This window comes from Pseudomonas sp. Y3 TE3536, assembly GCF_053629175.1.
Map to the genome: position 1 here is coordinate 3,597,140 of NZ_JBRJHU010000001.1, position 26,734 is coordinate 3,623,873.

At 62.2% G+C, this 26,734-nt stretch carries 23 protein-coding genes and 5 tRNA genes; 17 read left to right on the plus strand and 11 right to left on the minus strand.

What is annotated here, in order from left to right; genetic code table 11:
• The first annotated feature begins 88 nt into the window (after window positions 1-88).
• The 14 genes from aruF to mgtE all read left to right on the plus strand — a co-directional run bounded on the left by aruF (window position 89) and on the right by mgtE (window position 13,534).
• Window positions 89-1,108 carry an arginine/ornithine succinyltransferase subunit alpha gene (gene aruF, locus AB7M33_RS16210; RefSeq protein WP_027593083.1) on the plus strand — a complete coding sequence of 340 codons (1,020 nt, stop codon included), beginning with the start codon at window positions 89-91 and terminating at the stop codon, window positions 1,106-1,108.
• An 86-nt stretch (window positions 1,109-1,194) separates the two neighbouring features.
• On the plus strand, window positions 1,195-2,223 hold the full coding sequence (gene astA / locus AB7M33_RS16215) for an arginine N-succinyltransferase (RefSeq protein WP_027593082.1): 1,029 nt from the start codon (window positions 1,195-1,197) through the stop codon (window positions 2,221-2,223).
• Window positions 2,224-3,687, plus strand: a complete 1,464-nt coding sequence (astD, locus tag AB7M33_RS16220; protein ID WP_454243116.1) for a succinylglutamate-semialdehyde dehydrogenase — start codon at window positions 2,224-2,226, stop codon at window positions 3,685-3,687.
• 23 nt (window positions 3,688-3,710) lie between these two features.
• Window positions 3,711-5,060, plus strand: a complete 1,350-nt coding sequence (gene astB, locus AB7M33_RS16225; RefSeq protein WP_252825320.1) for an N-succinylarginine dihydrolase — start codon at window positions 3,711-3,713, stop codon at window positions 5,058-5,060.
• 14 nt (window positions 5,061-5,074) lie between these two features.
• On the plus strand, window positions 5,075-5,365 hold the full coding sequence (locus AB7M33_RS16230) for a hypothetical protein (protein WP_027593079.1): 291 nt from the start codon (window positions 5,075-5,077) through the stop codon (window positions 5,363-5,365).
• 10 nt (window positions 5,366-5,375) lie between these two features.
• Window positions 5,376-6,383 (plus strand): succinylglutamate desuccinylase, encoded by a 1,008-nt coding sequence (astE, locus tag AB7M33_RS16235; protein ID WP_027593078.1) that lies wholly within the window; start codon window positions 5,376-5,378, stop codon window positions 6,381-6,383.
• Window positions 6,384-6,776: 393 nt separating this feature from the next.
• Window positions 6,777-9,401 carry an alanine--tRNA ligase gene (gene alaS / locus AB7M33_RS16240; RefSeq protein WP_085272489.1) on the plus strand — a complete coding sequence of 875 codons (2,625 nt, stop codon included), beginning with the start codon at window positions 6,777-6,779 and terminating at the stop codon, window positions 9,399-9,401.
• Window positions 9,402-9,485: 84 nt separating this feature from the next.
• Window positions 9,486-10,721 carry an aspartate kinase gene (locus tag AB7M33_RS16245; RefSeq protein WP_027593076.1) on the plus strand — a complete coding sequence of 412 codons (1,236 nt, stop codon included), beginning with the start codon at window positions 9,486-9,488 and terminating at the stop codon, window positions 10,719-10,721.
• A gap of 159 nt (window positions 10,722-10,880) precedes the next feature.
• Window positions 10,881-11,069, plus strand: a complete 189-nt coding sequence (gene csrA / locus AB7M33_RS16250) for a carbon storage regulator CsrA (RefSeq protein WP_003254503.1) — start codon at window positions 10,881-10,883, stop codon at window positions 11,067-11,069.
• Window positions 11,070-11,141: 72 nt separating this feature from the next.
• Window positions 11,142-11,232 (plus strand) — tRNA-Ser (locus AB7M33_RS16255).
• Window positions 11,233-11,339: 107 nt separating this feature from the next.
• Window positions 11,340-11,416, plus strand: a tRNA-Arg gene (locus AB7M33_RS16260).
• 72 nt (window positions 11,417-11,488) lie between these two features.
• Window positions 11,489-11,565, plus strand: a tRNA-Arg gene (locus AB7M33_RS16265).
• Window positions 11,566-11,637: 72 nt separating this feature from the next.
• Window positions 11,638-11,714, plus strand: a tRNA-Arg gene (locus AB7M33_RS16270).
• Between the two features lie 377 nt (window positions 11,715-12,091).
• Window positions 12,092-13,534 carry a magnesium transporter gene (gene mgtE / locus AB7M33_RS16275; RefSeq protein ID WP_027593075.1) on the plus strand — a complete coding sequence of 481 codons (1,443 nt, stop codon included), beginning with the start codon at window positions 12,092-12,094 and terminating at the stop codon, window positions 13,532-13,534.
• Window positions 13,535-13,727: 193 nt separating this feature from the next.
• Here the strand turns inward: mgtE and AB7M33_RS16280 are convergent, their stop codons facing one another.
• Window positions 13,728-14,054, minus strand: a complete 327-nt coding sequence (locus AB7M33_RS16280) for an Arc family DNA-binding protein (protein ID WP_027915923.1) — start codon at window positions 14,052-14,054, stop codon at window positions 13,728-13,730.
• A gap of 347 nt (window positions 14,055-14,401) precedes the next feature.
• Here AB7M33_RS16280 and phnN point away from each other — a divergent pair, with 347 nt between their 5' ends.
• Complete coding sequence (gene phnN, locus AB7M33_RS16285) at window positions 14,402-15,031, plus strand: phosphonate metabolism protein/1,5-bisphosphokinase (PRPP-forming) PhnN (RefSeq protein WP_454243117.1); 630 nt, start codon at window positions 14,402-14,404, stop codon at window positions 15,029-15,031.
• A gap of 88 nt (window positions 15,032-15,119) precedes the next feature.
• Window positions 15,120-15,196 (plus strand) — tRNA-Arg (locus tag AB7M33_RS16290).
• Between the two features lie 69 nt (window positions 15,197-15,265).
• Here AB7M33_RS16290 and AB7M33_RS16295 read toward each other — a convergent pair.
• The 6 genes from AB7M33_RS16295 to AB7M33_RS16320 all read right to left on the minus strand — a co-directional run bounded on the left by AB7M33_RS16295 (window position 15,266) and on the right by AB7M33_RS16320 (window position 20,366).
• Window positions 15,266-15,592, minus strand: coding sequence for an AzlD domain-containing protein (locus AB7M33_RS16295; protein ID WP_099430121.1), 327 nt, complete (start codon window positions 15,590-15,592; stop codon window positions 15,266-15,268).
• Window positions 15,592-16,332 carry an AzlC family ABC transporter permease gene (locus AB7M33_RS16300; protein ID WP_265969583.1) on the minus strand — a complete coding sequence of 247 codons (741 nt, stop codon included), beginning with the start codon at window positions 16,330-16,332 and terminating at the stop codon, window positions 15,592-15,594. Before AB7M33_RS16300 ends, AB7M33_RS16295 begins: the two co-directional genes overlap by 1 nt.
• Window positions 16,333-16,472: 140 nt before the next feature.
• Window positions 16,473-17,417 carry a dihydrodipicolinate synthase family protein gene (locus tag AB7M33_RS16305; protein ID WP_454243118.1) on the minus strand — a complete coding sequence of 315 codons (945 nt, stop codon included), beginning with the start codon at window positions 17,415-17,417 and terminating at the stop codon, window positions 16,473-16,475.
• A 37-nt stretch (window positions 17,418-17,454) separates the two neighbouring features.
• Entirely contained in the window at window positions 17,455-18,828 is a 1,374-nt protein-coding gene (gene abaF / locus AB7M33_RS16310) for a fosfomycin efflux MFS transporter AbaF (RefSeq protein ID WP_099430119.1), read from the minus strand.
• A gap of 264 nt (window positions 18,829-19,092) precedes the next feature.
• Window positions 19,093-19,713 (minus strand): GntR family transcriptional regulator, encoded by a 621-nt coding sequence (locus AB7M33_RS16315; protein ID WP_454243119.1) that lies wholly within the window; start codon window positions 19,711-19,713, stop codon window positions 19,093-19,095.
• 131 nt (window positions 19,714-19,844) lie between these two features.
• Entirely contained in the window at window positions 19,845-20,366 is a 522-nt protein-coding gene (locus AB7M33_RS16320) for a hypothetical protein (RefSeq protein WP_454243120.1), read from the minus strand.
• Window positions 20,367-20,581: 215 nt separating this feature from the next.
• Between AB7M33_RS16320 and AB7M33_RS16325 the strand changes: the two genes are divergently transcribed.
• The gene (locus tag AB7M33_RS16325) at window positions 20,582-21,580 is read left to right on the plus strand and encodes a sensor domain-containing diguanylate cyclase (RefSeq protein ID WP_454243121.1); all 999 of its coding nucleotides are present in this window, start codon (window positions 20,582-20,584) and stop codon (window positions 21,578-21,580) included.
• Window positions 21,581-21,707: 127 nt separating this feature from the next.
• Here the strand turns inward: AB7M33_RS16325 and lpdA are convergent, their stop codons facing one another.
• Genes lpdA through AB7M33_RS16345 form a run of 4 tightly spaced genes read right to left on the minus strand, consistent with a single transcriptional unit; the run spans window position 21,708 to window position 26,669 of the window.
• A complete protein-coding gene (gene lpdA / locus AB7M33_RS16330) occupies window positions 21,708-23,087 on the minus strand; it encodes a dihydrolipoyl dehydrogenase (protein ID WP_252825307.1) in 1,380 nt (459 codons plus the stop codon).
• 2 nt (window positions 23,088-23,089) lie between these two features.
• Entirely contained in the window at window positions 23,090-24,376 is a 1,287-nt protein-coding gene (locus AB7M33_RS16335; RefSeq protein ID WP_454243122.1) for a dihydrolipoamide acetyltransferase family protein, read from the minus strand.
• On the minus strand, window positions 24,377-25,435 hold the full coding sequence (locus tag AB7M33_RS16340) for an alpha-ketoacid dehydrogenase subunit beta (protein WP_027593065.1): 1,059 nt from the start codon (window positions 25,433-25,435) through the stop codon (window positions 24,377-24,379). It abuts the gene before it with no gap.
• A gap of 1 nt (window position 25,436) precedes the next feature.
• On the minus strand, window positions 25,437-26,669 hold the full coding sequence (locus AB7M33_RS16345) for a 3-methyl-2-oxobutanoate dehydrogenase (2-methylpropanoyl-transferring) subunit alpha (protein WP_027593064.1): 1,233 nt from the start codon (window positions 26,667-26,669) through the stop codon (window positions 25,437-25,439).
• Window positions 26,670-26,734: the final 65 nt, after the last annotated feature.

Below are 26,734 nucleotides of genomic sequence, written 5' to 3' on the forward strand. Positions count from 1 at the left end.
GTGCGGGCGCGTGCTTGCCGTTTCAATCACGCGCCCGCCGTTTTTTCGTGCCGTCACGAACGGCCCGCTTTACCAAAGGAGTGACACCATGCTGGTGATGCGCCCCGCGCAAATGGCTGACCTGAACGAAGTGCAGCGCATGGCTGCCGACAGCCCCATTGGTGTCACCTCGCTGCCGGACGATACTGCCCGTCTGGGCGACAAGATCGCCGCGTCGGAAACCTCCTTCGCCGCCGAGGTCAGCTTCAATGGCGAAGAAAGCTACTTCTTCGTGCTCGAAGACAGCGACACCGGCAAGCTTGCCGGCTGCTCGGCCATCGTCGCCTCGGCCGGTTACTCCGAGCCGTTCTACAGTTTCCGTAACGAGACCTTCGTGCACGCCTCGCGCGAGCTGAAGATCCACAACAAGATCCACGTCCTCTCGCTGTGCCACGACCTGACTGGCAACAGCTTGCTGACCAGCTTCTACGTGCTGCCCGAATTGGTCGGCAGCGGCTGGGCCGAGCTCAACTCGCGTGGCCGCCTGCTGTTCATGGCCTCGCACCCGGAGCGTTTTGCCGATTCGGTGGTGACCGAGATCGTGGGCTACAGCGACGATCAGGGCGAGTCGCCTTTCTGGGATGCCATAGGCCGCAATTTCTTCGACCTCAACTACGCCCATGCCGAGCGCCTGTGCGGGCTGAAGAGCCGTACCTTCCTGGCCGAACTGATGCCCCACTACCCGATCTACGTGCCGCTGCTGCCCGACGAAGCCCAGGAGGCCATGGGCCAAGTGCATCCGCGGGCGCAGATCACCTTCGACATCCTGATGCGTGAAGGCTTTGAGACCGAGCACTACATCGACATCTTCGACGGCGGGCCGACCTTGCACGCACGGGCTTCGGGCATCCGCTCGATTGCCCAGAGCCGTGTAGTACCGGTCAAGCTGGAGGAGGCCCCGGCCAAGGGGGGGCGCCCGTACCTGGTGTGCAACGGCCAGTTGCAGGACTACCGCGCGGTGTTGCTGGAACTCGACTGGGTGCCCGGCAAGCCGGTCAGCCTGGGGCGCGACGCAGCCGAGGCCCTGGGTGTCGGTGAGGGTGCAAGCGTGCGGCTGGTTGCCGTCTAAGGCGTGAGCCTGCGCAGGCAGCTCGAAACAGCAAGCTCGAAACGAAGCGTTTCGCGGTGGCAGAGGTCGCCGCTCAAGGAGATAGCATGATCGTTCGTCCCGTACGCAGCAGCGATTTACCCGCGCTGATCGAATTGGCTCGCAGCACCGGTACCACCGGGCTGACCACGCTGCCAGCCAACGAAGAGCGCCTTGGGCATCGCGTGGGCTGGGCCGAGAAGAGCTTCCGTGGCGAAGCCGAGCGGGGCGATACCGACTACCTGTTCGTGCTGGAAAACGACGAGGGCCTGGTGGTGGGCATCAGCGCCATCGCCGGGGCCGTCGGCCTGCGTGAGCCTTGGTACAACTACCGGGTCGGGCTCACCGTCAGCGCCTCGCAGGAGCTGAACATCTACCGCGAGATCCCCACCCTGTTCCTGGCCAACGACCTGACCGGCAACTCCGAGCTGTGCTCGTTGTTTTTGCGCAGTGACTACCGTTCCGGCCTCAATGGCCGCTTGCTGTCGCGGGCGCGGATGTTGTTCATCGCCGAGTTCCCGGAGCTGTTCGGCAAGAAGATCATTGCCGAGATGCGCGGCATGTCCGACGAGCAGGGCCGCTCGCCGTTCTGGGAAAGCCTGGGCCGGCACTTCTTCAAGATGGAGTTCAGCCAGGCCGACTACCTGACCGGGGTGGGCAACAAGTCGTTCATCGCCGAGCTGATGCCCAAGTTCCCGCTGTACACCTGCTTCCTCTCCGAAGCCGCGCGCAACGTGATCGGGCGTGTCCACACCGACACCGAGCCTGCGCTGGCCATGCTCAAGCAGGAAGGTTTCAACTACCAGGGCTATGTCGACATCTTCGACGCAGGCCCCGCCATCGAGTGCGAGACCGCCAAGATTCGCGCCGTGCGCGAAAGCCAGACCCTGGTGCTGGCGGTCGGTACCCCGGGCGATGACGCCACCCCTTACATCATCCACAACCGCAAACGCGACGACTGCCGCATCACGGCCGCGCCTGCACGCCTGGCGGCTGGCACCCTGGTGGTCGACCCGCTGACCGCCAAGCGCCTGCGCATGGGGGCTGGCGACAACGTGCGTGCCGTGCCGCTGTCGGCAAGCCGGGAGGCCCAGTAAATGACTACGCATTACATCGCCGGCCACTGGCAGGCCGGCCAGGGAGCACCCCTGCAATCGCTCAATCCCGTGACCCAGGCCGTTGTCTGGGACGGGCAGGGCGCCGACGCCAGCCAGGTTGACGCTGCCGTGAAGGCTGCGCGCCAGACCTTTCCGGCCTGGGCGCAGTTGAGCCTGGAGGCACGTATCGATGTGCTGGAAAAGTTTGCCGAACAGCTGAAGCAGCATGCTGAAGCGCTGGCGCATTGCATCGGCGAAGAAACCGGCAAGCCGCTGTGGGAATCGGCGACCGAAGTCACCAGCATGATCAACAAGGTGGCGATTTCGGTACAGAGCTACCGTGAGCGCACCGGTGAAAAAAGCGGCCCACTGGCCGATGCCACGGCCGTGCTGCGGCACAAGCCCCACGGTGTGGTGGCGGTGTTCGGGCCCTACAACTTCCCCGGCCACTTGCCCAATGGGCACATTGTGCCGGCACTGCTGGCGGGCAACTGCGTGGTCTTCAAGCCCAGCGAGCTGACGCCCAAGGTGGCCGAACTGACGGTCAACTGCTGGATCGCCGCCGGCTTGCCTGCTGGAGTGCTCAACCTGGTCCAGGGCGCGCGTGAAACGGGCGTGGCGCTGGCGGCCAGCCCGGGAATCGACGGGTTGTTCTTCACCGGCTCCAGCCGCACTGGCAACCTGTTGCACCAGCAGTTCGCCGGGCGCCCGGACAAGATCCTCGCGCTGGAGATGGGCGGCAACAACCCGTTGCTGGTGGACGAGGTCAAGGACCTGGACGCTGCGGTGTACACCATCATCCAGTCGGCCTTCATTTCTGCTGGCCAGCGCTGCACCTGTGCACGACGCCTGCTGGTGCCGCAAGGGGCGTGGGGCGATTCGTTGATCACGCGGCTGGTCGAGGTGTGTAAAAGCATCACCGTTGGCGCTTTCGACCAGCAGCCAGCGCCGTTCATGGGTTCGGTGATTTCGCTGCAGGCAGCGCAGGCGCTGATCGCAGCCCAGGCAGAGCTGGTGGGCAAGGGCGCTGTGAAGTTGCTGGAAATGACCCAGCCCGAGGCTGATGCCGCGTTGCTGACACCGGGCATTCTCGATGTCAGCGCCGTTGCCGACCGCCCGGACGAAGAGTTCTTCGGCCCGTTGCTGCAGGTGATTCGCTACGCCGATTTCGAGGCCGCCATCGATGAGGCCAACAACACCCAGTACGGCCTGGCCGCCGGGCTGCTGTCCGACTCCCGCGCCCGTTACCAGTACTTCTGGCTGCGCAGCCGGGCGGGCATCGTCAACTGGAACAAACAGTTGACCGGCGCCGCCAGCAGCGCGCCGTTCGGGGGTGTCGGCAACAGCGGCAACCACCGCGCCAGCGCCTATTACGCGGCCGACTACTGCGCTTACCCCGTGGCTTCGCTGGAGACCGCCAGCCTTGCCTTGCCGGCAACCTTGACGCCGGGCGTCACCCTATAACAAACGGTCTCGGAGCCTAGCCGATGAAATCCTATGAAGTGAATTTTGATGGCCTGGTGGGGCCTACCCACAACTATGGCGGCTTGTCTTACGGCAATGTGGCTTCGCAAAGCAACAGCCAGCAGGCGTCCAACCCGCGTGAAGCGGCGCGCCAGGGCCTGGCAAAAATGAAGGCCTTGGCCGACATGGGCTTCAAGCAGGGCGTGCTGGCCCCGCAGGAGCGCCCGGACGTGGCTGCGCTGCGCCGCCTGGGCTTCTCTGGCAGCGATGCCGAAGTGATCCAGCGCGCCGCCAAGCAGGCCATGCCGTTGCTGGTGGCCAGTTGCTCGGCCTCAAGCATGTGGGTGGCCAACGCTGCCACGGTCAGCCCCAGTGCCGACACCGCCGATGGCCGCGTGCACTTCACTGCTGCGAACCTCAACTGCAAATACCACCGCAGCATCGAGCACCCGACCACCAGCCGTGTGCTGGGGGCGATGTTCGCCGATGCCAAGCACTTCGCCCACCACGAGGCATTGCCGGCGGTGGCGCAGTTCGGTGACGAGGGCGCGGCCAACCACACCCGCTTCTGCCGCAGCTATGGCGAGGCGGGCGTCGAATTCTTCGTCTACGGCCGCAGCGCCTTCGACAGCCGCTACCCTGCGCCGCAGAAGTACCCGGCGCGGCAAACCCTGGAGGCGTCCCAGGCCGTGGTGCGGCTGCACGGCCTGCGCGACGACGGCGTGGTCTACGCTCAACAGAACCCGGCAGTGATCGACCAGGGCGTGTTCCACAACGACGTGATTTCGGTGGGCAACGGCGAGGTGCTGTTCTACCACGAGGACGCCTTCCTCGAGACCGATGCGGTGCTTGGCCAACTGCAAGCTAAACTGGCCAACAAGGGCGGCAACTTCCAGGCCATCCGTGTGCCGCGTGCGGCGGTGGCAGTAGACGACGCCGTGCGTTCGTACCTGTTCAACAGCCAGCTGCTCAGCCGTGACGACGGCTCCATGCTGCTGGTAGTGCCGGAAGAGTGCCGCAGTAACGAGCGCGTCTGGGCCTACCTGGAACAACTGACCCAGCAGGGCGGCCCGGTCAAAGAGGTCAAAGTGTTCGACCTCAAGCAGAGCATGCAGAACGGCGGAGGCCCTGCTTGCCTGCGTCTGCGCGTGGCATTGAAGGAATCGGAACTGGCGGCGGTGAATCCAGGCGTTATCATGACCGCGCCGCTGTACGACACCCTGCTGCAATGGGTCGACAAGCATTACCGCGATCGCCTTGGCGAAGCGGAGCTGGCCGATCCGCAACTGCTGGTCGAATGCCGTACGGCACTGGATGAGTTGACCCAGATTCTGAAATTGGGTTCGGTCTATCCGTTCCAACGCCAACCTTGAAGAGAGACTAAGTAATGACCGATGCCCTGCGCCTGATCCTCGAAGACGAAGACGGCACCCAGCTGGAAACCTCCTGCACCCGTTTTGCTGTGGTCTGGCAAGGCAAGGAAGTGTGGATTCAGCAGGACGGCCGCGGCCAGTTGCTGATTGGCGTGGATGTCGATGAAAACGACACCGAGTATGCCAACCTGCTGCTGCGCCCGATGGCCACCAACCTGGTCAGCCTGCAGCTGGAAATGGAGCTGGCTGAAGCCGCTGATGGCGACGATCACGTCCATGGCCCTGATTGCGGCCACCACCACTAAGGAAGTGCCTATGCTCGCCCTCGGCAAATTGCTTGAGCTGACCTTGACCGATCACGAACCGGCCGAGAAGACCCAAGTTACACCCAAGGGCGTGCGTTTGCGCTGGCTGGGGGAGGGCGCCCTTGAGGTGCGCCCGCCCGAGCATGAGGACAGTGGGCTCGACCTGCTGCTGTCGGCCGGTATCCATGGTAACGAAACGGCGCCGATCGAGTTGCTCGAGCGCCTGTTGCATGGCGTGGCCAATGGCAAGATCAAGCCGCGTTCGCGGGTGTTGTTCCTGTTCGGCAACCCGGCGGCCATCCGCAAGGGCGAGCGCTTCGTCGAGCAGGACATCAACCGCCTGTTCAATGGTCGCCACGAGCTGTCCAGTGGTTTCGAGGCGCTGCGCGCCGCCGAGCTTGAACAGTTTGCCCGGGTGTTCTTCAGCAAGCCGGGCCGCCCCCGCCTGCATTACGACCTGCATACCGCCATCCGTGGCTCGAAGATCGAGCAGTTTGCCCTGTACCCCTACAAGGAAGGGCGCAAGCATTCCCGCCGGGAGCTGGCGCGCCTGGCCGCAGCGGGTATGGAGGCCGTGCTGTTGCAGAGCAAGTCGTCCATTACCTTCAGCGCCTTCACCTACGAGCAGCTCGACGCCGAGGCGTTCACCCTGGAGCTTGGCAAGGCGCGGCCGTTCGGGCAGAACGAGCAGGTCAACCTCGACAAGCTGGAAGAGCGCCTGATCCAGATCATCGAAGGCACCGAGCCTGAGACTGAAGACTCGCTCGAGGGCTTGAAACTGTTCAGCGTCGCCCGCGAGATCATCAAGCACAGCGAGGGCTTCCGCCTGCACTTGCCGGCGGATATCGAAAACTTCTCCGAGCTGAGCAAGGGTTACCTGCTGGCCGAAGACCTGGCCGAAATGCGCTGGGTGGTCGAGGAGGAGGGCGCGCGGATCATCTTCCCCAACCCCAAGGTAAAAAACGGGCTGCGCGCGGGAATTCTGGTGGTACCGGATTCGGGCCAGCGCCTTGGCTGAATACCGCCCTTGTAGGAGCAGCCTTGTGCTGCGAAGCGGCCAGTGCAAGCACAATGAATGCTCGCTGCTTGCACTGGCCGCTTCGCAGCACAAGGCTGCGCCTACCGGAAATGCAGGATTATTGGATCCTGTTTCACCATGAAAACCTTTTAATTCACCGTCTATTCCATTTTCCCTTCCCTTCGGCCGTAATGGGCTTGCCAGTGGCGAAAGGCTGCAATTAGCATCCGATCATGTCATTTTCGTTTGCAACCGCCTGAAAACCGTCTATTCGACGTTTTCCATCGCATAAACACACTGCACCGAGTTTGCAGGACCGATATAATGCGGCCCTTTGCCGTCGTTTCGTCGACGCGTTTGCCCACCAGGGCCGCCGTTTCCGTGGAAGAACCTATGAAAAGCGCAGAAATCCGTGAAGCCTTCCTTCGCTTCTTCGAAGAGCAGGGACACACCCGAGTTGCCTCCAGCTCCCTGATCCCGGGCAATGACCCGACCCTGCTGTTTACCAACGCCGGTATGAACCAGTTCAAGGACTGCTTCCTCGGCCAGGAAAAGCGCGCCTACACCCGCGCCGTCAGCAGCCAGAAATGCGTACGCGCCGGTGGCAAGCACAACGACCTGGAAAACGTCGGCTACACCGCGCGTCACCATACGTTCTTCGAGATGCTGGGCAACTTCAGCTTCGGCGACTATTTCAAGCGCGACGCGATCACCTACGCCTGGACCTTCCTGACCTCGGACAAGTGGCTGAACCTGCCGAAGGAAAAGCTCTGGGTCACCGTCTACGCCACCGATGACGAAGCGTACGACATCTGGACCAAGGAAATCGGCGTGCCGGCCGAGCGCATGGTGCGCATCGGTGACAACAAAGGCGCCCCGTACGCGTCCGACAACTTCTGGACCATGGGCGATACCGGTCCGTGCGGCCCTTGCACCGAGATCTTCTACGACCACGGCGCCGACATCTGGGGCGGCCCACCCGGCTCGCCGGAAGAAGACGGCGACCGCTACATCGAGATCTGGAACAACGTCTTCATGCAGTTCAACCGCACCGCCGATGGCGTCCTGCACCCGCTGCCAGCCCCCTCGGTAGACACCGGCATGGGGCTGGAGCGTGTCAGTGCGGTACTGCAGCATGTTCACTCGAACTACGAGATCGACCTGTTCCAGAACCTGCTCAGCGCCGCGGCCAAGGCCATCGGTTGCAGCAATGACAGCCAGGCGTCGCTGAAAGTGGTCGCCGACCATATCCGTTCGTGCGGCTTCCTGATCGCAGACGGCGTGCTGCCGTCCAACGAAGGCCGTGGCTACGTGCTGCGCCGCATCATTCGCCGCGCTTGCCGCCACGGCAACAAGCTGGGCGCCAAGGGCAGCTTCTTCTACCAGATCGTTGCCGCACTGGTGGCCGAGATGGGCGAAGCCTTCCCAGAGCTGAAGAGCCAGCAGGCGCATATCGAGCGCGTGCTCAAGGCTGAAGAAGAGCAATTCGCCAAGACCCTGGAGCAAGGCCTGCGCATCCTCGAGCAGGACCTGGCGCAACTGCAGGGTGACGTGGTGCCGGGTGACGTGGTGTTCAAGCTGTACGACACCTACGGCTTCCCCATGGACCTGACCGCCGACATCGCCCGCGAGCGCGAGCTGACCATCGACGAAGCCGGTTTTGAGCGTGAAATGGACGCTCAGCGTGAGCGTGCGCGCTCTGCCAGCGCCTTCGGCATGGACTACAACAGCCTGGTCAAGGTCGACACCGCCACAGACTTCCTGGGCTACACCACCACCGAAGGCCAGGCCAAGGTCATTGCTCTGTACAAGGACGGCCAGGCCGTCGAGCAGTTGGGCGAAGGCGAGCAGGGCGTGGTGATCCTCGACCGCACGCCGTTCTACGCCGAGTCCGGCGGCCAGGTGGGTGACAGCGGCTTCCTGCAGGCTGGCGCCGTGCGCTTTGACGTGCGCGACACCACCAAGACCGGCGGTGCCTTCCTGCACCACGGTGTGGTTGCCAGCGGTGCATTGAGCGTGGGTGCCGAGGTCGAGGCCAAGGTCGACGCCGACGTGCAGCACGCCACCTCGCTGAACCACTCGGCCACTCACCTGCTGCACGAAGCGCTGCGCCAGGTGCTGGGCGATCACGTACAGCAGAAGGGCTCGCTGGTCGACAGCCAGCGCCTGCGTTTCGACTTCAGCCACTTCGAGGCGGTCAAGCCAGAGCAGATCAAGGCCCTGGAAGACATCGTCAACCGTGAAGTGCGCCGCAACACCGAAGTGCTGACCGAGGTGACCGACATCGAGACCGCCAAGCGCAAAGGCGCCATGGCCTTGTTCGGCGAGAAGTACGGCGATACCGTGCGCGTGCTGAGCATGGGTGGCGACTTCTCGGTGGAGCTGTGCGGGGGTATCCATGCCAAGCGCACTGGCGATATCAGCCTGTTCAAGATCATCAGCGAAGGCGGCGTGGCCTCTGGGGTACGTCGTATCGAAGCGGTTACCGGCGCGGCTGCGCTGGCCTACCTGAACGCTGCTGAAGAGCAGGTGAAGGAAGCCGCGCAACTGGTCAAGGGTAACCGTGACAACCTGATCGACAAGCTGTCGGCGGTGCTCGAGCGCAACCGTCAGTTGGAGAAGCAGCTGGAACAGCTGCAGGCCAAGGCCGCCAGCGCCGCCGGGGATGATCTCTCCAACGCGGCCGTTGAGGTCAAGGGTGCCAAGGTGCTTGCCGCTCGCCTGGATGGGCAAGATGGCAAGGCCTTGCTGGCCCTGGTCGATCAGCTGAAGAACAAGCTTGGCCACGCAGTGATCCTGCTGGGCAGTGAGCATGAGGGCAAGGTCGTGCTGGTGGCCGGCGTGACCAAGGACCTCTCCAGCCAACTCAAGGCTGGCGATCTGATGAAACAAGCCGCTGCGGCAGTGGGTGGCAAGGGCGGTGGCCGTCCGGACATGGCCCAGGGTGGCGGCGTCGACGTCGCTGCGCTGGACCAGGCCCTGGCGCTGGCCGTGCCGTTCGCAGAGCAGGGACTTTGAGATGAGGGGGCCGGCGGTCTAGTCGCCGGCTCCTTCATGTTGGATTGTTTTTTGGGGCCCTGTATGGGCTGAGGCACCATTGAAATGGCGTTGATCGTACAGAAATTTGGCGGCACCTCTGTCGGTTCCATCGAGCGGATCGAGCAGGTAGCCGAAAAGGTCAAGAAACACCGTGAGGCGGGCGACGACCTGGTGGTCGTGCTGTCGGCCATGAGCGGTGAAACCAATCGCCTGATCGATCTGGCCAAGCAGATCACCGATCAGCCGGTTCCGCGTGAACTGGATGTGATCGTGTCGACCGGTGAGCAGGTCACTATTGCCCTGCTGACCATGGCCTTGATCAAGCGTGGTGTGCCAGCGGTGTCCTACACCGGTAACCAGGTGCGCATTCTGACCGACAGCTCGCACAACAAAGCCCGCATCCTGCAGATCGACGACCAGAAGATTCGCGCCGACCTCAAGGAAGGGCGTGTGGTCGTGGTTGCAGGTTTCCAGGGGGTCGACGAGCACGGCAGCATCACCACCCTCGGCCGTGGCGGCTCCGACACCACCGGCGTAGCCCTGGCGGCGGCGCTCAAGGCTGACGAGTGCCAGATCTACACCGACGTCGATGGTGTCTACACCACTGACCCGCGCGTGGTGCCGCAGGCACAGCGCCTGGAGAAGATCACCTTCGAAGAGATGCTGGAAATGGCCAGCCTCGGTTCCAAGGTGCTGCAGATCCGTTCGGTGGAGTTCGCCGGCAAGTACAACGTCCCGCTGCGCGTGCTGCACAGCTTCAAGGAGGGTCCGGGTACCCTCATTACCATTGATGAAGAGGAATCCATGGAACAGCCGATCATTTCCGGTATCGCCTTCAACCGTGATGAAGCCAAGCTGACCATTCGCGGCGTGCCGGACACCCCGGGCGTGGCCTTCAAGATCCTCGGCCCGATCAGCGCCTCGAACATCGAGGTCGACATGATCGTGCAGAACGTGGCGCACGATAACACCACCGACTTCACCTTCACCGTACACCGCAACGAGTACGAGAAGGCGCAGAACGTGCTGGAAAACACCGCCCGCGAAATCGGTGCCCGTGAAGTGATCGGCGACACCAAGATCGCCAAGGTCTCGATCGTTGGCGTTGGCATGCGCTCCCACGCAGGTGTTGCCAGCCGCATGTTCGAAGCCCTGGCCAAGGAGAGCATCAACATCCAGATGATCTCCACCTCCGAGATCAAGGTGTCGGTCGTGATCGAAGAGAAGTACCTGGAGCTGGCCGTACGCGCGCTGCACACCGCGTTCGAACTGGACGCTCCTGCCCGACAGGGCGAGTAAGGCGCTGCCTGGAAGGGCGCGGCTTGCCGCGCCCTTCGCGTTTCTGCTCGCCACGCACGCGCTGCTGCGGGGTGGGCAACCAGGGCTGGGTCGTCGTCCGCGACCAGGCCCCGATACCAAAGACTGTTATCCCTGAATGTTTTGCGTAAGGAGAAAGCTATGTTGATTCTGACTCGCCGGTGCGCCGAGAGCCTGATCATTGGAGACGGCGAGATCACCGTGACGGTGCTTGGCGTCAAAGGCAACCAGGTGCGTATTGGCGTCAGCGCCCCGAAAGAAGTGGCTGTTCACCGCGAGGAAATCTACCTGCGGATCAAGAAAGAGAAGGACGAGGAGCCAAGCCTTTAATTCTTTTGAAGTTTTTTTCAAAAAAAGGGTTGCAAAGGTGAAAGAGGTTCTTTAATATTCGCCTCGTGTTGCGGTGAGGTGGCCGAGTGGCCGAAGGCGCTCCCCTGCTAAGGGAGTATACCTCATAAGGGTATCGGGGGTTCGAATCCCCCCTTCACCGCCATTATTCGCTTAGGCCGCTGTAAACAGTAAGAACGCTAAGTAGTTGAAATTAAACGAAAAAAGTTCTTGCAAAAATGTTTCAGCGACCTATAATGCGCGGCAAGACACGGACTCATAGCTCAGCTGGATAGAGTACTCGGCTACGAACCGAGCGGTCGCAGGTTCGAATCCTGCTGAGTCCGCCACTTTTGAAGTGGCTTTGCTTACAAGGCTACTTCAAACAACCAGTGGTAATCTGGTCTAAAACTACCAACCACGGACTCATAGCTCAGCTGGATAGAGTACTCGGCTACGAACCGAGCGGTCGCAGGTTCGAATCCTGCTGAGTCCGCCACTTTTGAAGTGGCTCTGCTTGCAAAGACGCTTCAACAAGCCAGTGGTAATCTGGCCTAAAAATACCGACCACGGACTCATAGCTCAGCTGGATAGAGTACTCGGCTACGAACCGAGCGGTCGCAGGTTCGAATCCTGCTGAGTCCGCCATACAATCAAGAAGCCCGCTCAAATGAGCGGGCTTTTTGTTTTCTCCCGTTCACTGTTTCTCAGTGATGCCCGCTAGACTGCACATAAACCGGCCCGATAATCTTTTGCGCGGCATCTGTGTTTTTTCTTTTGCTTGCGCCGTCGCACACATAGCTTCGAGCGTTGTCCTAGCTTTATCTCGCAAACGATTGTTCTGGCCAAAAATTTAAGCGATCTGACAGCTTAGGCAGTGTATGATTGCGCCCGTCAGCCCCGCCGGGGCTTGTGGAATACCACCATGGACTTACCCAGTAGTTACTCCTTAACAAGATTCATACAGAAAGATCTGACCGATTGATTCCCCCGGCGTGCTCCGCTGCTGGGAGTGGAGTTCGCCTATGACTGAAGTAGAAGTAAAGAAAGCGCAAGAGAGCCTGCAGGATCGCCTGGCTCAGGTGGTTGAACTGCTGCAGCGCCAGCGCGTCGTCGAAGACCTCACCCACCGCCAGGAGGGTGCTCATCACGACCTGGTCGAAAACCTCGTCCACCGCCAGAACCTCGTTGAGCTGCAGCGCAAGCTCGATGACCTGCACCCCGCCGACGTCGCCTACATCCTCGAAGCATTGCCCCTGGAAGACCGCCTGACGGTCTGGCAGCTGGTGCGCTCGGACCGCGACGGCGACATCCTGCTTGAAGTATCCGATTCGGTTCGCCAATCGCTGATCGCCGACATGGACGATCACGAGCTGCTCGCCGCTGCCAAGGAAATGGACGCCGACGAGCTGGCCGACCTGGCACCCGAGCTGCCGCGCGACGTCGTTCACGAGTTGATGGAAACCCTCGATGCCCAGCAACGCGAGCGTGTGCGTTCGGCGCTGAGCTACGACGAGGAGCAGGTCGGTGCGTTGATGGACTTCGAGATGGTCACCATCCGCGAAGACGTCAGCCTCGAAGTTGTATTGCGTTACCTGCGCCGCCTGAAAGAGCTGCCGAACCACACCGACAAACTGTTCGTGGTCGACTATGACGGCATTCTCAAGGGCGTGCTGCCCATCAAGCGCTTGCTGGTCAACGACCCGGACAAGAAGGTGGCAGAGGTCATGGCGACCGACCCTGTGTCCTTCCACCCCGAGGAAGATGCCTACGACGCGGCTCAAGCCTTTGAACGTTACGACCTGGTATCCGCCCCGGTGGTGGACAAGAGCGATCGCCTGATCGGCCGTCTGACCATTGACGAAATGGTCGACCTGATCCGTGAAGAGAGCGAGAGCGAAGTGCTGAACATGGCCGGCCTGCGCGAAGAAGAAGACATCTTCGCCTCGGTCTGGCGTTCGCTGCGCAACCGTTGGGCGTGGCTGGCCATCAACCTGATTACTGCATTCCTGGCTTCGCGGGTGATCGGCCTGTTCGAGGGGTCGATCGAGAAGCTGGTAGCACTGGCCGCCTTGATGCCGATCGTGGCGGGTATCGGTGGTAACTCCGGCAACCAGACCATCACCATGATCGTGCGCGCGATGGCGCTGGACCAGGTGTCGCCGGGCAATACCAGCCGCCTGATGCGCAAGGAGCTGGCCGTATCGTTGCTCAACGGCTTGATCTGGGGTGGCGTGATCGGTGCGGTGGCGTTCTGGCTGTATGGCAGTTGGTCGTTGGGCCTGGTGATGACCGCGGCTATGACCTTGAACCTGCTGTTGGCAGCGTTGATGGGGGTGTTGATCCCGATGACCCTGACACGCCTGGGGCGCGATCCGGCGATGGGCTCCAGCGTGATGATCACGGCGGTGACCGACAGCGGCGGGTTCTTCATCTTCCTGGGCTTGGCGACGCTGTTCCTGCTCTAATTCGTGGAGGGGCCAGCCCATGGCCTGTAGGAGCAGCCTTGTGCTGCGAAGAGGCCCTGATAGCAGCCAACATTCATAGTGTTGTCACTGGCCTCTTCGCAGCGCAAGGCTGCTCCTACAGGCGATTGCTGATGATGTGACGAACAATAAAAAAGCCAGCTTACGCTGGCTTTTTTGTGTTCGCTGGCAACCTTCAGGAAGCGTCGGCGGCCATTTCTACATCGTGAGCGATGAGGGCGACCAGAGCGTTCTGCTGGCGGTGGGACAGTTGGCGGAAGCGTTGCAGCAACTCGCGCTCATGCAGGGACAGTTCAGGGCTGTCCAGGCGCATGCTCAGCTCCTCACCCAACGCGCCTTCCTGGATAAGGCTCTGTTCCAGGCGCGCGATGATCTCGGAGTTCATGCTGCGGTGATGGTTGCGCGCTACCTCGGCAATGCGCTCACGCATCCCATCTGGCAGGCGGACGACAAACTTGTCAGCGGTGCGGCTGGAGTAAATAGCCTGTTTCATTGGGCGCATATAAATTGACCGGATTTACTGGTTCAGGGGACGCGGTTCTCAAATTGGCCGCACGGGGTGGAAATACGACCGTGGCGACAACAAAATGTTCAACCCTCGTGGAAAATTGGATGCTCATCTTGCCTCATGGTCGCCGTTTCCTTGGCGTCAATTCTGTGACAAATAGTGAGCCCGGTAAAGGCTTTCTGCCAGTACCAATTATCAGAAATGAGCACTGGTTTGAAAAGTTTTACATGCTCCGACTTGTCCCGCCGTCAGTCTTCTGCCGTCAAAAACGGGTAAAACGCAGCAAAAGGCCAAGAAAACTCCTAGAATGCGCGGGTTTCCTTCCATAGAGCATAGTGGCTATGCAACATGACGCAAGCGCACGGCGATCAGCGACAGGCCGCCTGATATTTCTGATAGGACCGTCGGGTTCAGGGAAAGATTCCCTGATCGATGCCGCGCGCGAGCAACTCACTGCTGCCGGGGTAAAAATTGCTCGCCGCATCATCACGCGCTCGGCCGAAGCCAAGGGCGAAGCAGCCCAAGGCGTCACTGCCCAACAGTTCGAAGCGATGCGTGCGCAGGGTGCCTTTGCCATGCATTGGCAAGCCAATGGGCTGAGCTACGGGATCGCGCAGCACGTTGATCAATGGCTGGAAGCGGGCAGCGCGGTGCTGGTGAACGGCTCTCGTGCCTATCTGGCTGAAGCGCGGCGGCGCTACCCAGATCTTCTGGCAGTGCTCATTGATGTGAAGCCCCAGGTATTGCGCCAGCGCTTGCTGGCCAGAGGCAGGGAAACCCCGGACGAGATCGAACAGCGGCTGGCGCGTAATGCGGGGCTGCAAGCCTTCGACGACCCTGCTGTGCATGTGCTGGACAATTCCACTACGCTCGAGGCAGCGGTGACCGGGTTGTTCAAACTGCTTCATGATGAAGGCGTGATCCCGTACCTGGCCCAACCAGCCACGGAACCGCAGAAAAGGATTACGTGAAAAAGGCCTGTTGCAGCATGACAAACGGCAGCATGCTGGTTAACATGCTGGCCGTCCAACCGTGCAGTGTTCACTGCCCGGTTCTAGCGTCTCAGTAGCTCAATTGGATAGAGCATCCCCCTCCTAAGGGGAAGGTTGCAGGTTCAATTCCTGCCTGGGACGCCATTCTTCAAAACGATCCCACACCTTCATCGCCCTCCGACGCTTTTGTCGGCAGACGTGCGCGCGCTTTGCCTACAGCCCCCAGTGCTTCAATGCCCACAGCGCGCCCATGCCCACGCCCAGCGTCAACAGCGTGCTGCGCGTACGCCAGGCCACCAGGCCCGCCAGTATCGCGGCGGGAATTTGCGGGTTCATCCAATCGAAGTCGGCGTGCCGGTCAGGGAACACCACGGCCGGCAGCACCAGTGCGGCCAGCACGCTGGCTGGCACGTAGGCCAACGCGCGGCGAAACAGCGGCGGGATGCGCAGCACGGTGTAGAACTCGATGAACGACAAGCGGACCGCGAAGGTGCCCAGGCCGATCAGCAGGAAGGTAATCCATTGGCTCATTTCGCTCATCATGCGTCCTGCTCGATGTGTTCATCCGCTACGGGCTGTACGGGTTTTGTTTTCTGCAGGTTCTCGAGGGTCAGGCCGGCGATGATCCCACCCAATGCACCCGCCAACAGGCCCAGGTTATAAGGCAGGTCGACCGCCAGCACCGCGAGCACGCCACCGGTCAGCGCGGCGCCGAGCGTCGCCCGGTTGCGGATGCTGGGGATCAGCAGCGCCAGGAACGACAAAGGGATGGCAAAGCCCAGCGACCAGTCTTCGGGGATGCCCGCGCCCAGGTACATGCCGGCCAGCACCGAAAGGTTCCAGCCAAACCACATGGTAATTGCCGTGCCAGCGTAGTAGTGAAAGGCGAAGCGCCCGAGCTCGCCTGAAGACATCTTCAATGAGCACAAGGCAAAGGATTGGTCGGAAAGCAGGTAGGCCATCGGCCATTTATGGCGCCGTGGCAGGTGGCTCAGGTGCGGGGCGAGGCTGGCGCTGTACATCAGGAAGCGAAGGTTGATCACCAGCGCCGTGACCACCATCGTCACCGGCAGGGCGCCGCTTTGCATCAATTGCATCACCACCATCTGCGCGGAGCCGGAATAGAACAGCAGCGTCATGCCGATGGCATCGGCGGGCGACAGGCCCATGCCGATGGCCGTGACCCCCGTGATCAAACCAAAGGGTACGACCCCGGAGGTCAATGGCAGGACGCTGTGGGCGCCCTGTCTGAACGCTTGGGTCGCGCTGGGGTACGGCATTTGAATTCCTTGACGGTGTACGGGAGGGGGATGCTCGCTCCCAAGGTAATGCGCGTGAAAGTTGCCCGCAATGGCTGCGTGTTCAAGGTGTCGCCCCCTGCCAGAGGAAGGGGGCATTGCTCAACGATGGATCAGCGCGGTCAATCTATGTTGTTGGCCGCGGACCAATCGGCGTACCAGGTGCGGAACAACGCGTACTGCTGTTCGGCATAGCGGCGTTGGGCGTCGCTCAATGCATCGCTTTCGTTGAAGTGCAGGGTGTATTCCTGGTCACCATTGAGCACCATCAGGTGCTTGTAGTACAGGACCAGGTCGCAGCCTTCATCGAACGACGACAGCACGGCCAGGGCCGCTTCCAGCTCGCCGGCCAGCCGGCGCGCTTTTGCATCGCCTTTGGCTGCGCGTTTGGCCAGCGCGACCAGGTGCAGCACTTCGCGCGGCAGGGCATTGCCGATGCCGGTGATGGCGCCGGTGGCATTGCAGTTGACGAAACCGTGCACCACCTGGGTATCGACGCCCACCATCAAGGTCACGTCGTCATCTTTGGAGGTGATGAATTCTGCGGCATAGCGCAGGTCGGCACCGCCGCCGAATTCCTTGAAGCCGATCAGGTTCGGGTGCTCGCGGCGCAGTTCGAAAAACAGGTCGGCGCGGGTCGCGAAACCATAGTATGGGCTGTTGTAGATCACCGCCGGCAGCTGAGGGGCAGCGTCGAGAATAGCCTTGAAGTGGGCCTTTTGGGCTACTGCCGAGGCGCCGCGGGACAGCACGCGAGGGATCACCATCAAGCCTTGGGCGCCGACTTTGGCCGCATGGGCGGCATGGGCCACGGCTTCGCGGGAATTGACCGCGCCGGTGCCAACGATGGTCGGGATGCCGGCGGCGACCAGGCGGGCCACGCCTTCCTGGCGCTCGGCCTCGGTCAGCAGCGGCCAGTCGCCCATGGAGCCGCAATACACCACGGCGCTCATGCCGGCGTCTATCAGCTCGCGGCCTTTGCGTACCAGCGCGTCGAAGTCCGGTTTGCGGTCCGGGGTGCAAGGGGTCATCAGTGCGGGGATGGTGCCGGTGAAGATGTTGCTCATGGTCATTACCTCGAGAGTTGTCGTTCTTGTTGGTCTGTCAGCGCTTGGCAGTGCGCGCCACGGATTCTTCGTCCACCGCCCGCAGCGATTTGCCGCGCGTCTCCCTGGCACCGGCCACGGCAATGATCGAGATCACGGCGGAGGCCACCAGGTACCAGGCGATCGGTGTGGAACTGTTGTATTCCTTGAGCAGGGTCACCGCGATCAGCGGGGCCAGCGAACCGGCGAGGATTGGCGCGACCTGGTAGCACAGCGACAGGGCGGTGTAGCGCACATGGGTGGGGAACAGCTCGGCCATCAGGGCGGAGTAGGGCGCGTAGGTCATCGACTCGATGGCCAGCCCCAGGGTGATGGCGGCCATGATCAGCCAGTTGTTGCCGGTGTCCATCATCGGGAAGCCGATGAACCCCCAGAACGCGGTGAGCACGGCGCCGATCAAGTACACAGGCTTGCGCCCGATGATGTCCGAGAGGTAGCCCATGAACGGGATCATGAAGAAGTGCAGCAGGTGAGCGCCAAACATCAGCAGCAGGATCTGTGACGTGTCCTTGTGCACCACCAGTTTGAGGTAGGTGATGGAGAAGGTGACGACGATGTAGTACAGAATGTTTTCGGCAAACCGCGCACCAATGCCGATCAGCACCTCGCGCCAGTATTTGGTGACCACCTCGACCACGCCCAGCTGCTGGCTTTCCATCAACTGCTGGCGGGCCTGGGCTTCTTTGAAGATGGGCGCATCGTCGACCCGGGTACGGATCCAGTAGCCAATCAGCACGACCACCGCCGAGAACCAGAACGCAACGCGCCAACCCCAGTCCAGGAACTGCGCTTCGGTCAGGTTGGTGGAGAGCAGCAGGAGGATGACCGTGGCAATCAGGTTGCCTGCTGGCACGCCGGCTTGCGGCCAGCTGGCCCAGAAGCCGCGGCGGTTATCCGGGCTGTGTTCGGACACCAGCAATACCGCGCCTCCCCATTCACCGCCAAAGGCAAAGCCCTGGATCAACCTCAGTACCACCAGCAAGATGGGGGCGGCGTAACCGATGCGTTCGAAGGTGGGCAAGCAGCCCATCAGGAAGGTGGTCACCCCGACGACGATCAGGCTGATCTGTAGCAAGTGCTTGCGGCCGACCTTGTCGCCGTAGTGGCCAAACACCAAGCCGCCGATGGGGCGTGCGAGAAAGCCCACGGCGTAAAGGGCGAAAGCCGCGATGATGCCGTCCATCGCACTGCCGGTCTGGCGGAAGAACAGCTGGCCGAACACCAAGGCCGATGCTGTGCCATAGAGAAAGAACTCGTACCACTCGGCAACAGCGCCCGCCATCGCGGCTGCCACCACACGTTTGATGCCCGCAGGCGCCTTGTCTGCTGTGTTCACGGCATTCACTGATGCCGCCGTTGAGGGTGTGGCCATCGTTTTGCACTCCGATACGTATTATTGGAAGAAGGAGTAGGCAGTTCGGCATCGATTGGGTGCCGTGCATTCCTTATATGGTATTTCGTATACGATATCTAGATAAGCAAAAACGAAGCCAAACAGGCCGGTCTCGGTATGGCGTGTAGGAGCAGCTTTGTGCTGCGAAGAGGCCGGTGCTGTCGGCGGAGATTTACGGGGCTATTACGGGCCTCTTCGCAGCACAAGGCTGCTCCTACAAAGGGCGCGCGGTGGGTGAGTGAGTTAGTTATGGGGCAGGTGATCGTAAAGGCTTTGGCACACACCATTGATGTGCGCTTCGATCAGCCGAGCGGCCAGCTCCACATCCCGCGCACGGCATGCGGCGACGATATCGCGATGCTCGTGATCGGCCCGGTCCTTGCCCGCCGACAAACTCATCTGCATACGCAAATACCGTTCGACCTTGTCATGGATGGAGCGAATCAGGCCGATCAAATAGGGGCGTTTCGCCGGCTCGTATAAACAAGCGTGCAACGCCCAGTTGAGGTCGGCCCAACGGCCGATGTCATCCTCGCCGATAAACTCTGCGCAGATGGCTTCGGCACGGGTAAAGTGTTCTTCGGTCATGTTGGGGATCGCCAGGCGGATCGCCTTCACTTCCAGCAGCACCCTTACCTCGAACATCTGCGCCAGTTCGGGCTCCGAGATGCGCGTGACCAGTGCGCCGCGGTTACGATGAAAGTCCACCAGGCCTTCCGCTTCAAGGCGTTTCAAGGCTTCACGCACGGGAATCTTGCTGACATTGAAGGCTTGCGCCACCTCGTCCTGGCGCACGGGTTCGCCTTCGGCGAGCTGGCCTGAAATGATCGCCTCACGCAGGTGCTTGGCGATGATTTCGGACATTGAAGGGGTTGCCCCCAGGTTGGTGGCTTTGAACGACGGCAGCGGCACAGGATTTTCCAGCAGGCGGGCTTGGCGGATATGTTATACGAAATGCAGGGTTATCCAAACCAACCGCCTGCGTTGTTTCACGCTTAGCTGGCTGCCTGTTCCTCGTCACTCGCAGTGGCTTGCTGCTGGGTGAGTTGCTCCTCGACCTTCGCATGGAGCTTGCGCTCGATGTCTTCCTTCATACGCTGGGCGATCAGTTCGTCGACCTTCGCCCTCGCCTCAGGCGGCAAGGCGTTGTACTCCTCCTCGGTCAGGCCCATTTCGAGCAGCAGCTTTTCCTTGATCAACTCGCCAGGCGACTTGGCCATGAAATCGCGAAAGTCCTGCAAGGCGCTGCTGGTCGCCTCTATTTCAGCGCTGGCTTGCTGGCGCGCAGGGACCTCAGGGTTTTGCAGCGCTACCTTGAGTTTGGCAAAGGCTTCTTCGCGTGCATCCTCGGCGTTTTGCTGTGAGGTATTGCTTTGATTGTGCTGTTGCGCTGCGGCGTTGCCGGTAGCCACTGGCGCGCGCAGTTGCGCGGCCTGGGCAACGGCCTGTTCATCAGGGACGCGCTGGGGTTGGTGAGCGGTGGGCTGCCAGCTGACGCCGTTGTGGGCGATTATCATGTTTCCTCCTTGGAAATCTCATTGGCAGGCATTACGCGCAAAAGCCATGCCAGCACTGAACAGGCGCAAAATAGGGCTTTGGGCCTATTCCGGTTACTTCCCGCTGGGCATATGCTTGCCCGTCAGAGGCATTGCCTTGCCGCATGCGGCAACCATCAATACTGTCGGCAGCCCCTTGAACGGAGCGCAGTTGCTGGGCATCAGGGAGAGCGTCCATGAGTCAGGAAACCATGCCGGCACCCGCCGGCTTCAGTGAGCAGCAGCTGCAGACCTTGTTCGCGTTGGTCAGTGACGGCATCTGGGACTGGAATGCCAACACCGGCTACGTCTACCGCAACCCAGGCTGGTACGCCATGCTCGGTTATGCCAGCCATTCCATGGCCAACTCGGTGCTCACCTGGGAAAGCGTGATTCACCCGGAGGACTACCCGCGGGTCATGGCGCATTTCGAGGCCTACATCAATTACCGCAACGAGCGCTACCTGATCGAGTACCGCTGCCGCTGCCAGGATGGCAGCTACCTGTGGATCGAAGACAGCGGCTACATCATCGCCCGCAACGACGACGGCTCGGTGGCCCGCATGCTTGGCGCCCACCGCAATATCGATGCCGGCAAGCGGCGGGTGGCCCAGCTTGAGCAGCAGAACCTGTCGCTGGAAACCTTGGTGGCCGAGCGCACCCGCGAGCTGTCCTGGGTCAACCAGCAATTGCAGCGTCAGCTGGATGAAAACCGCGAGCTGGCCGAGCGCGATGCGCTGACCCGCATCGCCAATCGGTACCGGCTGGAAAAGGTGTTGCAGCAAGAGTGCGAGCGCGCCCAGCGCTTCCGCCACCCCTTGTCGCTGATTGCCATGGACGTGGATGACTTCAAGCCGATCAACGACCACTACGGCCATGCCCGTGGCGATGCGGCGTTGGTGCAGGTGGCCGAAAACCTGCGCACCTGCCTGCGCGAGCATGACCTGCTGGCGCGCTGGGGCGGTGACGAGTTCGTGATCGTGCTGCCGCAGACGGCGCTGGACGATGCGCTTGAAGTGGCCGCACGGTTGCGTCAGGTAATGGAGCAGGTGGAGCCGGTTGGCGAGTGTCGCCTGACCATGAGCTATGGGGTGGTGCAGTGGCAGGAGGGTGAAGACCCGGATGATTTGTTGGCCCGCGCTGACAAGGCCCTGTATCGCGCCAAAGGCGTGGGTAAGAACGCGATAGCTGAATGAGCTAACGATGGGTGAATGGGTCGCACAGCGGCCCCTTTGGCCGCCACAGGTCCCCGCTGAGCGAAAGAAAAAAGACCCGCAGCGCCTTGCGGCGCAGCGGGCCAAATCGGCCTCAGCCGCTTCAGTGTCAGATATGCAAGGCGTGGCCCAGTGCTCGCAACGCAGCTTCCTGTACCGCTTCACCCAGCGTCGGGTGGGCGTGGATGGTACCGGCGATGTCCTCAAGGCAAGCGCCCATTTCCAGCGATTGGGCAAACGCCGTGGACAGTTCCGAGACCGCCACGCCAACCGCCTGCCAACCCAAGATCAGGTGATTGTCGCGCCGCGCCACCACGCGAACGAAGCCGGCTTTCGACTCAAGGCTCATGGCCCGCCCATTGGCCGCGAACGGGAACTGCGCAACGATGCAGTCCAGGCCTTGTTGGCTGGCTTGCTCCGGCGTCTTGCCGACCACCACGATTTCCGGGTCGGTGAAGCACACCGCGGCGATCGCATTCGGCTCGAAGCGCCGTGCCTTGCCGGCAATGATCTCGGCGACCATCTCGCCCTGGGCCATGGCCCGGTGTGCGAGCATCGGTTCACCCGCCACGTCGCCGATGGCCCAGACATTGCGCATGCTGGTCTGGCAGCGTTCGTCGATGGCGATGGCGGCGCCGTTCATCTTCAGTTCCAGTGATTCAAGGTTGAAGCCTTGAGTACGCGGTCGCCGGCCCACAGCCACCAGCACCCGGTCGGCCTCCAGGCGCAGTGGCTGGCCCTGGCCGTCACGGGCCAGCAGGCAACCGTTTTCGTAACCCTCGACGCTATGGCCCAGGTGCACGGCGATACCCAGCTTCTTCAGCGCCTCGGCCACTGGGGCGGTTAGTTCGCTGTCGTAGGTCGGCAGGATGCGCTCGCGCGCTTCCACCACGCTCACCTGCGCGCCCAGCTTACGGTAGGCGATACCCAGCTCCAGGCCGATATAACCACCGCCCACCACAACCAGATGCTGCGGCAAGGCCTCGGGTGCCAGCGCTTCGGTCGAAGAAATGATCGGCCCGCCCAGCGGCAGCATCGGCAGTTCGACGCTGTTGGAACCTGTGGCCAGCAACAGGTGCTCGCACTGGATGCGTTGGCCGTCGACGTCGACATGCTTGCCGTCGAGGACCTTCGCCCAGCCATGGATCACCTTGACCCCGTGCTTCTTCAGCAAGGCAGCCACCCCGGTGGTCAGGCGGTCGACGATGCCGTCTTTCCAGGCCACGCTGCGGGTGATGTCCAGGCGCGGTGAGCTGACACTGATGCCCAGTGCCGATGGCTCGGTGTAGCGCGAGGTCTGGTGGAACTGCTCGGCGACATGAATCAGCGCCTTGGACGGAATACAGCCAACGTTGAGGCAAGTGCCGCCCAACGCCTGGCCTTCCACCAGCACGGTGGGAATACCCAGTTGCCCGGCGCGGATGGCGGCTACATAGCCGCCAGGGCCGCCGCCGATGATCAGCAGGGTGGTTTCGATAGTCTGTTGCATGCTCACTCCACGAACAGGCAGGCGGGTTGCTCAAGCAGGCCACGCACGGCCTGGATGAACAGCGCAGCATCCATGCCGTCGACCACCCGGTGGTCGAACGAGCTGGACAGGTTCATCATCTTGCGTATGACGATCTGGCCGTCGATCACCATCGGCCGCTCGACCATGCGGTTGACGCCGACGATCGCCACTTCCGGGGTGTTGACCACCGGGGTACTGACGATGCCGCCCAACGCGCCGAGGCTGGTCAGGGTGATGGTCGAGCCGGACAGTTCCTCGCGGCTGGCCTTGTTGTTGCGCGCAGCGGTCGCCAAACGGCCGATCTCGCTGGCATTGCCCCACAGGCTGCCGGCTTCGGCATGGCGCAGTACCGGTACCATCAGGCCATTGTCGCCTTGGGTGGCGATGCCCACATGCACCGCGCCATGGCGGGTGATAACTTGCGCTTCGTCGTCATAGGTGGCGTTGATCTGCGGGAAGTCGCGCAGGGCCACGACCAACGCGCGGACCAAAAACGGCAGCAGGGTCAGCTTGCCGCGGCTGTCGCCGTGCTTCTGGTTGAGCTGCTGGCGCAGGGCTTCCAGGGCCGTGACGTCGATCTCTTCGACGTAGCTGAAATGCGCGACCCGGCGCTTGGCGTCCTGCATGCGCTGGGCGATTTTGCGGCGCAGGCCGATGACTTGCACCTGCTCGCTGTCGGTACGCTTGGCGTAGCCACTGGGCGCTTGCCCGGCGGCGGTCTGTGGCTTGCTCATGAACGCATCGAGGTCTTCGTGCAGGATGCGCCCGGCTGGGCCGCTGCCATGCACGTAGCGCAGCTCGATGCCGGTATCCAGTGCACGCTTACGCACAGCCGGGGAGGCCAGCGGCTTGTCGCCCGCCTGGCGCGGCACGATGGGCGCGGCTGTGGCGGTGGCTGCAGCCTGGCAGGCCGGCGCTGCGACTGCGGCACGCGCTGGCGGTGTGTTGGCTACTGGTGCGGCCACTGGCTCGACGGGCTTGGCTTCAGCGGGCTTGCCCTGCGGCGCGTCGACATGGTTGCCGCTACCTTCCACTTCGATGCGGATCAGCTCGCTGCCGACCGCCATCACTTCACCCGGCTGGCCTCCCAGGGCCAATACCTTGCCGCTGACCGGCGAAGGGATTTCCACGGTCGCCTTGTCGGTCATGACATCGGCCACCACCTGGTCTTCGGCGATCACATCACCGACCTTGACGAACCACTCGACCAACTCGACTTGCGCGATGCCTTCGCCAATGTCCGGCATCTTGATGACGTGCGTGCCCATTCAGACCTCCATGACCCGTTTCAATGCCGCACCTACCCGCGAAGGCCCTGGGAAGTAAGCCCATTCCTGTGCATGAGGGTAGGGGGTGTCCCAACCGGTGACGCGCTCGATCGGCGCTTCGAGGTGATGGAAGCAGTGCTCCTGAACCAGCGCCACCAGCTCGGCACCGAAACCGCAGGTACGGGTAGCCTCGTGCACCACCACGCAACGGCCGGTCTTTTTCACCGACTCGACGATGGTCTCCAGGTCTAGCGGCCACAGGCTGCGCAGGTCGATGACTTCGGCATCGACGCCGGTTTCTTCGGCAGCCACTTGGGCCACGTAGACCGTGGTGCCATACGTCAGCACGGTAACGTCGCTGCCGGGGCGGGTGATTGCCGCCTTGTCCAACGGCACGGTGTAATAGCCATCCGGTACGGCGCTGTGCGGGTGCTTGGACCACGGCGTCACAGGGCGGTCGTGGTGGCCGTCGAACGGGCCGTTGTAGAGGCGTTTTGGCTCAAGGAAGATGACCGGGTCGTCGCATTCGATCGAGGCGATCAGCAGGCCCTTGGCGTCATAGGGGTTGGACGGCATGACGGTACGTAGCCCGCACACCTGGGTGAACATCGCTTCGGGGCTCTGGCTGTGCGTTTGGCCGCCATAGATGCCGCCACCGCAGGGCATGCGCAGGGTCAGCGGGGAGATGAACTCGCCGGCCGAGCGATAGCGCAGGCGGGCCATTTCCGACACGATCTGGTCGGAGGCCGGGTAGAAGTAGTCGGCAAACTGGATTTCCACCACCGGGCGCAGGCCGTAGGCGCCCATGCCCACGGCAGTGCCGACGATGCCGCTTTCCGAGATCGGGGCGTCGAACACGCGCGACTTGCCGTACTTGGTCTGCAAGCCTTCGGTGCAGCGGAACACGCCACCGAAGTAGCCGACGTCCTGGCCGTAGATCACGACATTGTCGTCACGCTCGAGCATGATATCCATGGCCGAGCGCAGGGCCTGGATCATGGTCATGGTAGTGGTGGCCATGGCGGTTTCCGGGTTGATGCTGTTGTTATGGTCGTTCATCTCAAACCCCCAGTTCCTGGCGTTGACGGCGCAGGTGTTCGGGCATTTCCTTGTACACGTCCTCGAACATCGAGGCCGCGCTCGGGATATGGCCGTTGGCCAGGGTGCCGTACTGTTCAGCTTCCTTCTGCGCGGCGATGACCGCAGCCTCGAACTCGGCGGTGACCGCCTGGTGTTCTTCTTCGGACCAATGACCGATCTTGATCAGGTGCTGCTTCAGGCGGGCGATCGGGTCGCCCAGCGGGAAGTGGCTCCAGTCATCGGCAGGGCGGTACTTGGACGGGTCGTCGGAGGTGGAGTGCGGGCCGGCACGGTAGGTGACCCATTCGATCAGGCACGGGCCCAGGCCACGGCGGGCGCGTTCGGCGGCCCAGCGCGAGGCGGCGTACACAGCGACGAAGTCGTTGCCGTCGACGCGCAGGGAGGCGATACCGCAGCCCACGCCACGGCCGGCGAAGGTGGTCGATTCACCGCCAGCAATGGCTTGGAAGGTGGAGATCGCCCACTGGTTGTTGACCACGTTGAGGATCACCGGCGCGCGGTACACGTGGGCAAAGGTCAGGGCGGTGTGGAAGTCCGACTCGGCGGTAGCGCCGTCGCCGATCCAGGCCGAGGCGATCTTGGTATCGCCCTTGATCGCCGAGGCCATGGCCCAGCCGACCGCCTGCACGAATTGGGTCGCCAGGTTGCCGCTGATGGTGAAGAAGCCGGCCTCGCGTACCGAATACATGATCGGCAGCTGGCGCCCTTTGAGCGGGTCGCGCTCGTTGGACAGCAACTGGCAGATCATCTCCACCAGCGACACGTCGCGGGCCATCAGGATGCTCTGCTGGCGGTAGGTGGGGAAGCACATGTCGGTGCGGTTCAGGGCCAGGGCCTGGGCGCTGCCGATGGCTTCCTCGCCCAGGCTCTGCATGTAGAAGGACATCTTTTTCTGGCGCTGGGCAACCACCATGCGGCTGTCGAAGATGCGCGTCTTGAGCATGGCGCGCATGCCTTGGCGCAGCACCTGCGGGTCGATGTCTTCGGCCCATGGGCCGAGGGCGTCACCGTGCGCGTCCAACACGCGGATCAGGCTGTTGGACAGCTCTGCGGTGTCGGCAGCGTCGACGTCGATGGACGGTTTGCGGACAACACCTGCATCGTTCAGACGCAGGTAGGAAAAATCGGTCTGGCAGCCTGGCCGGCCGGTGGGCTCGGGCACATGCAAACGCAGGGGGGCGTACTCGTTCATGCTTTTTACGCTCGCTCGAATGTTGTTTTTGTGAGCTCTGAAGCGGCCGCCGCTGAGTACCGGCT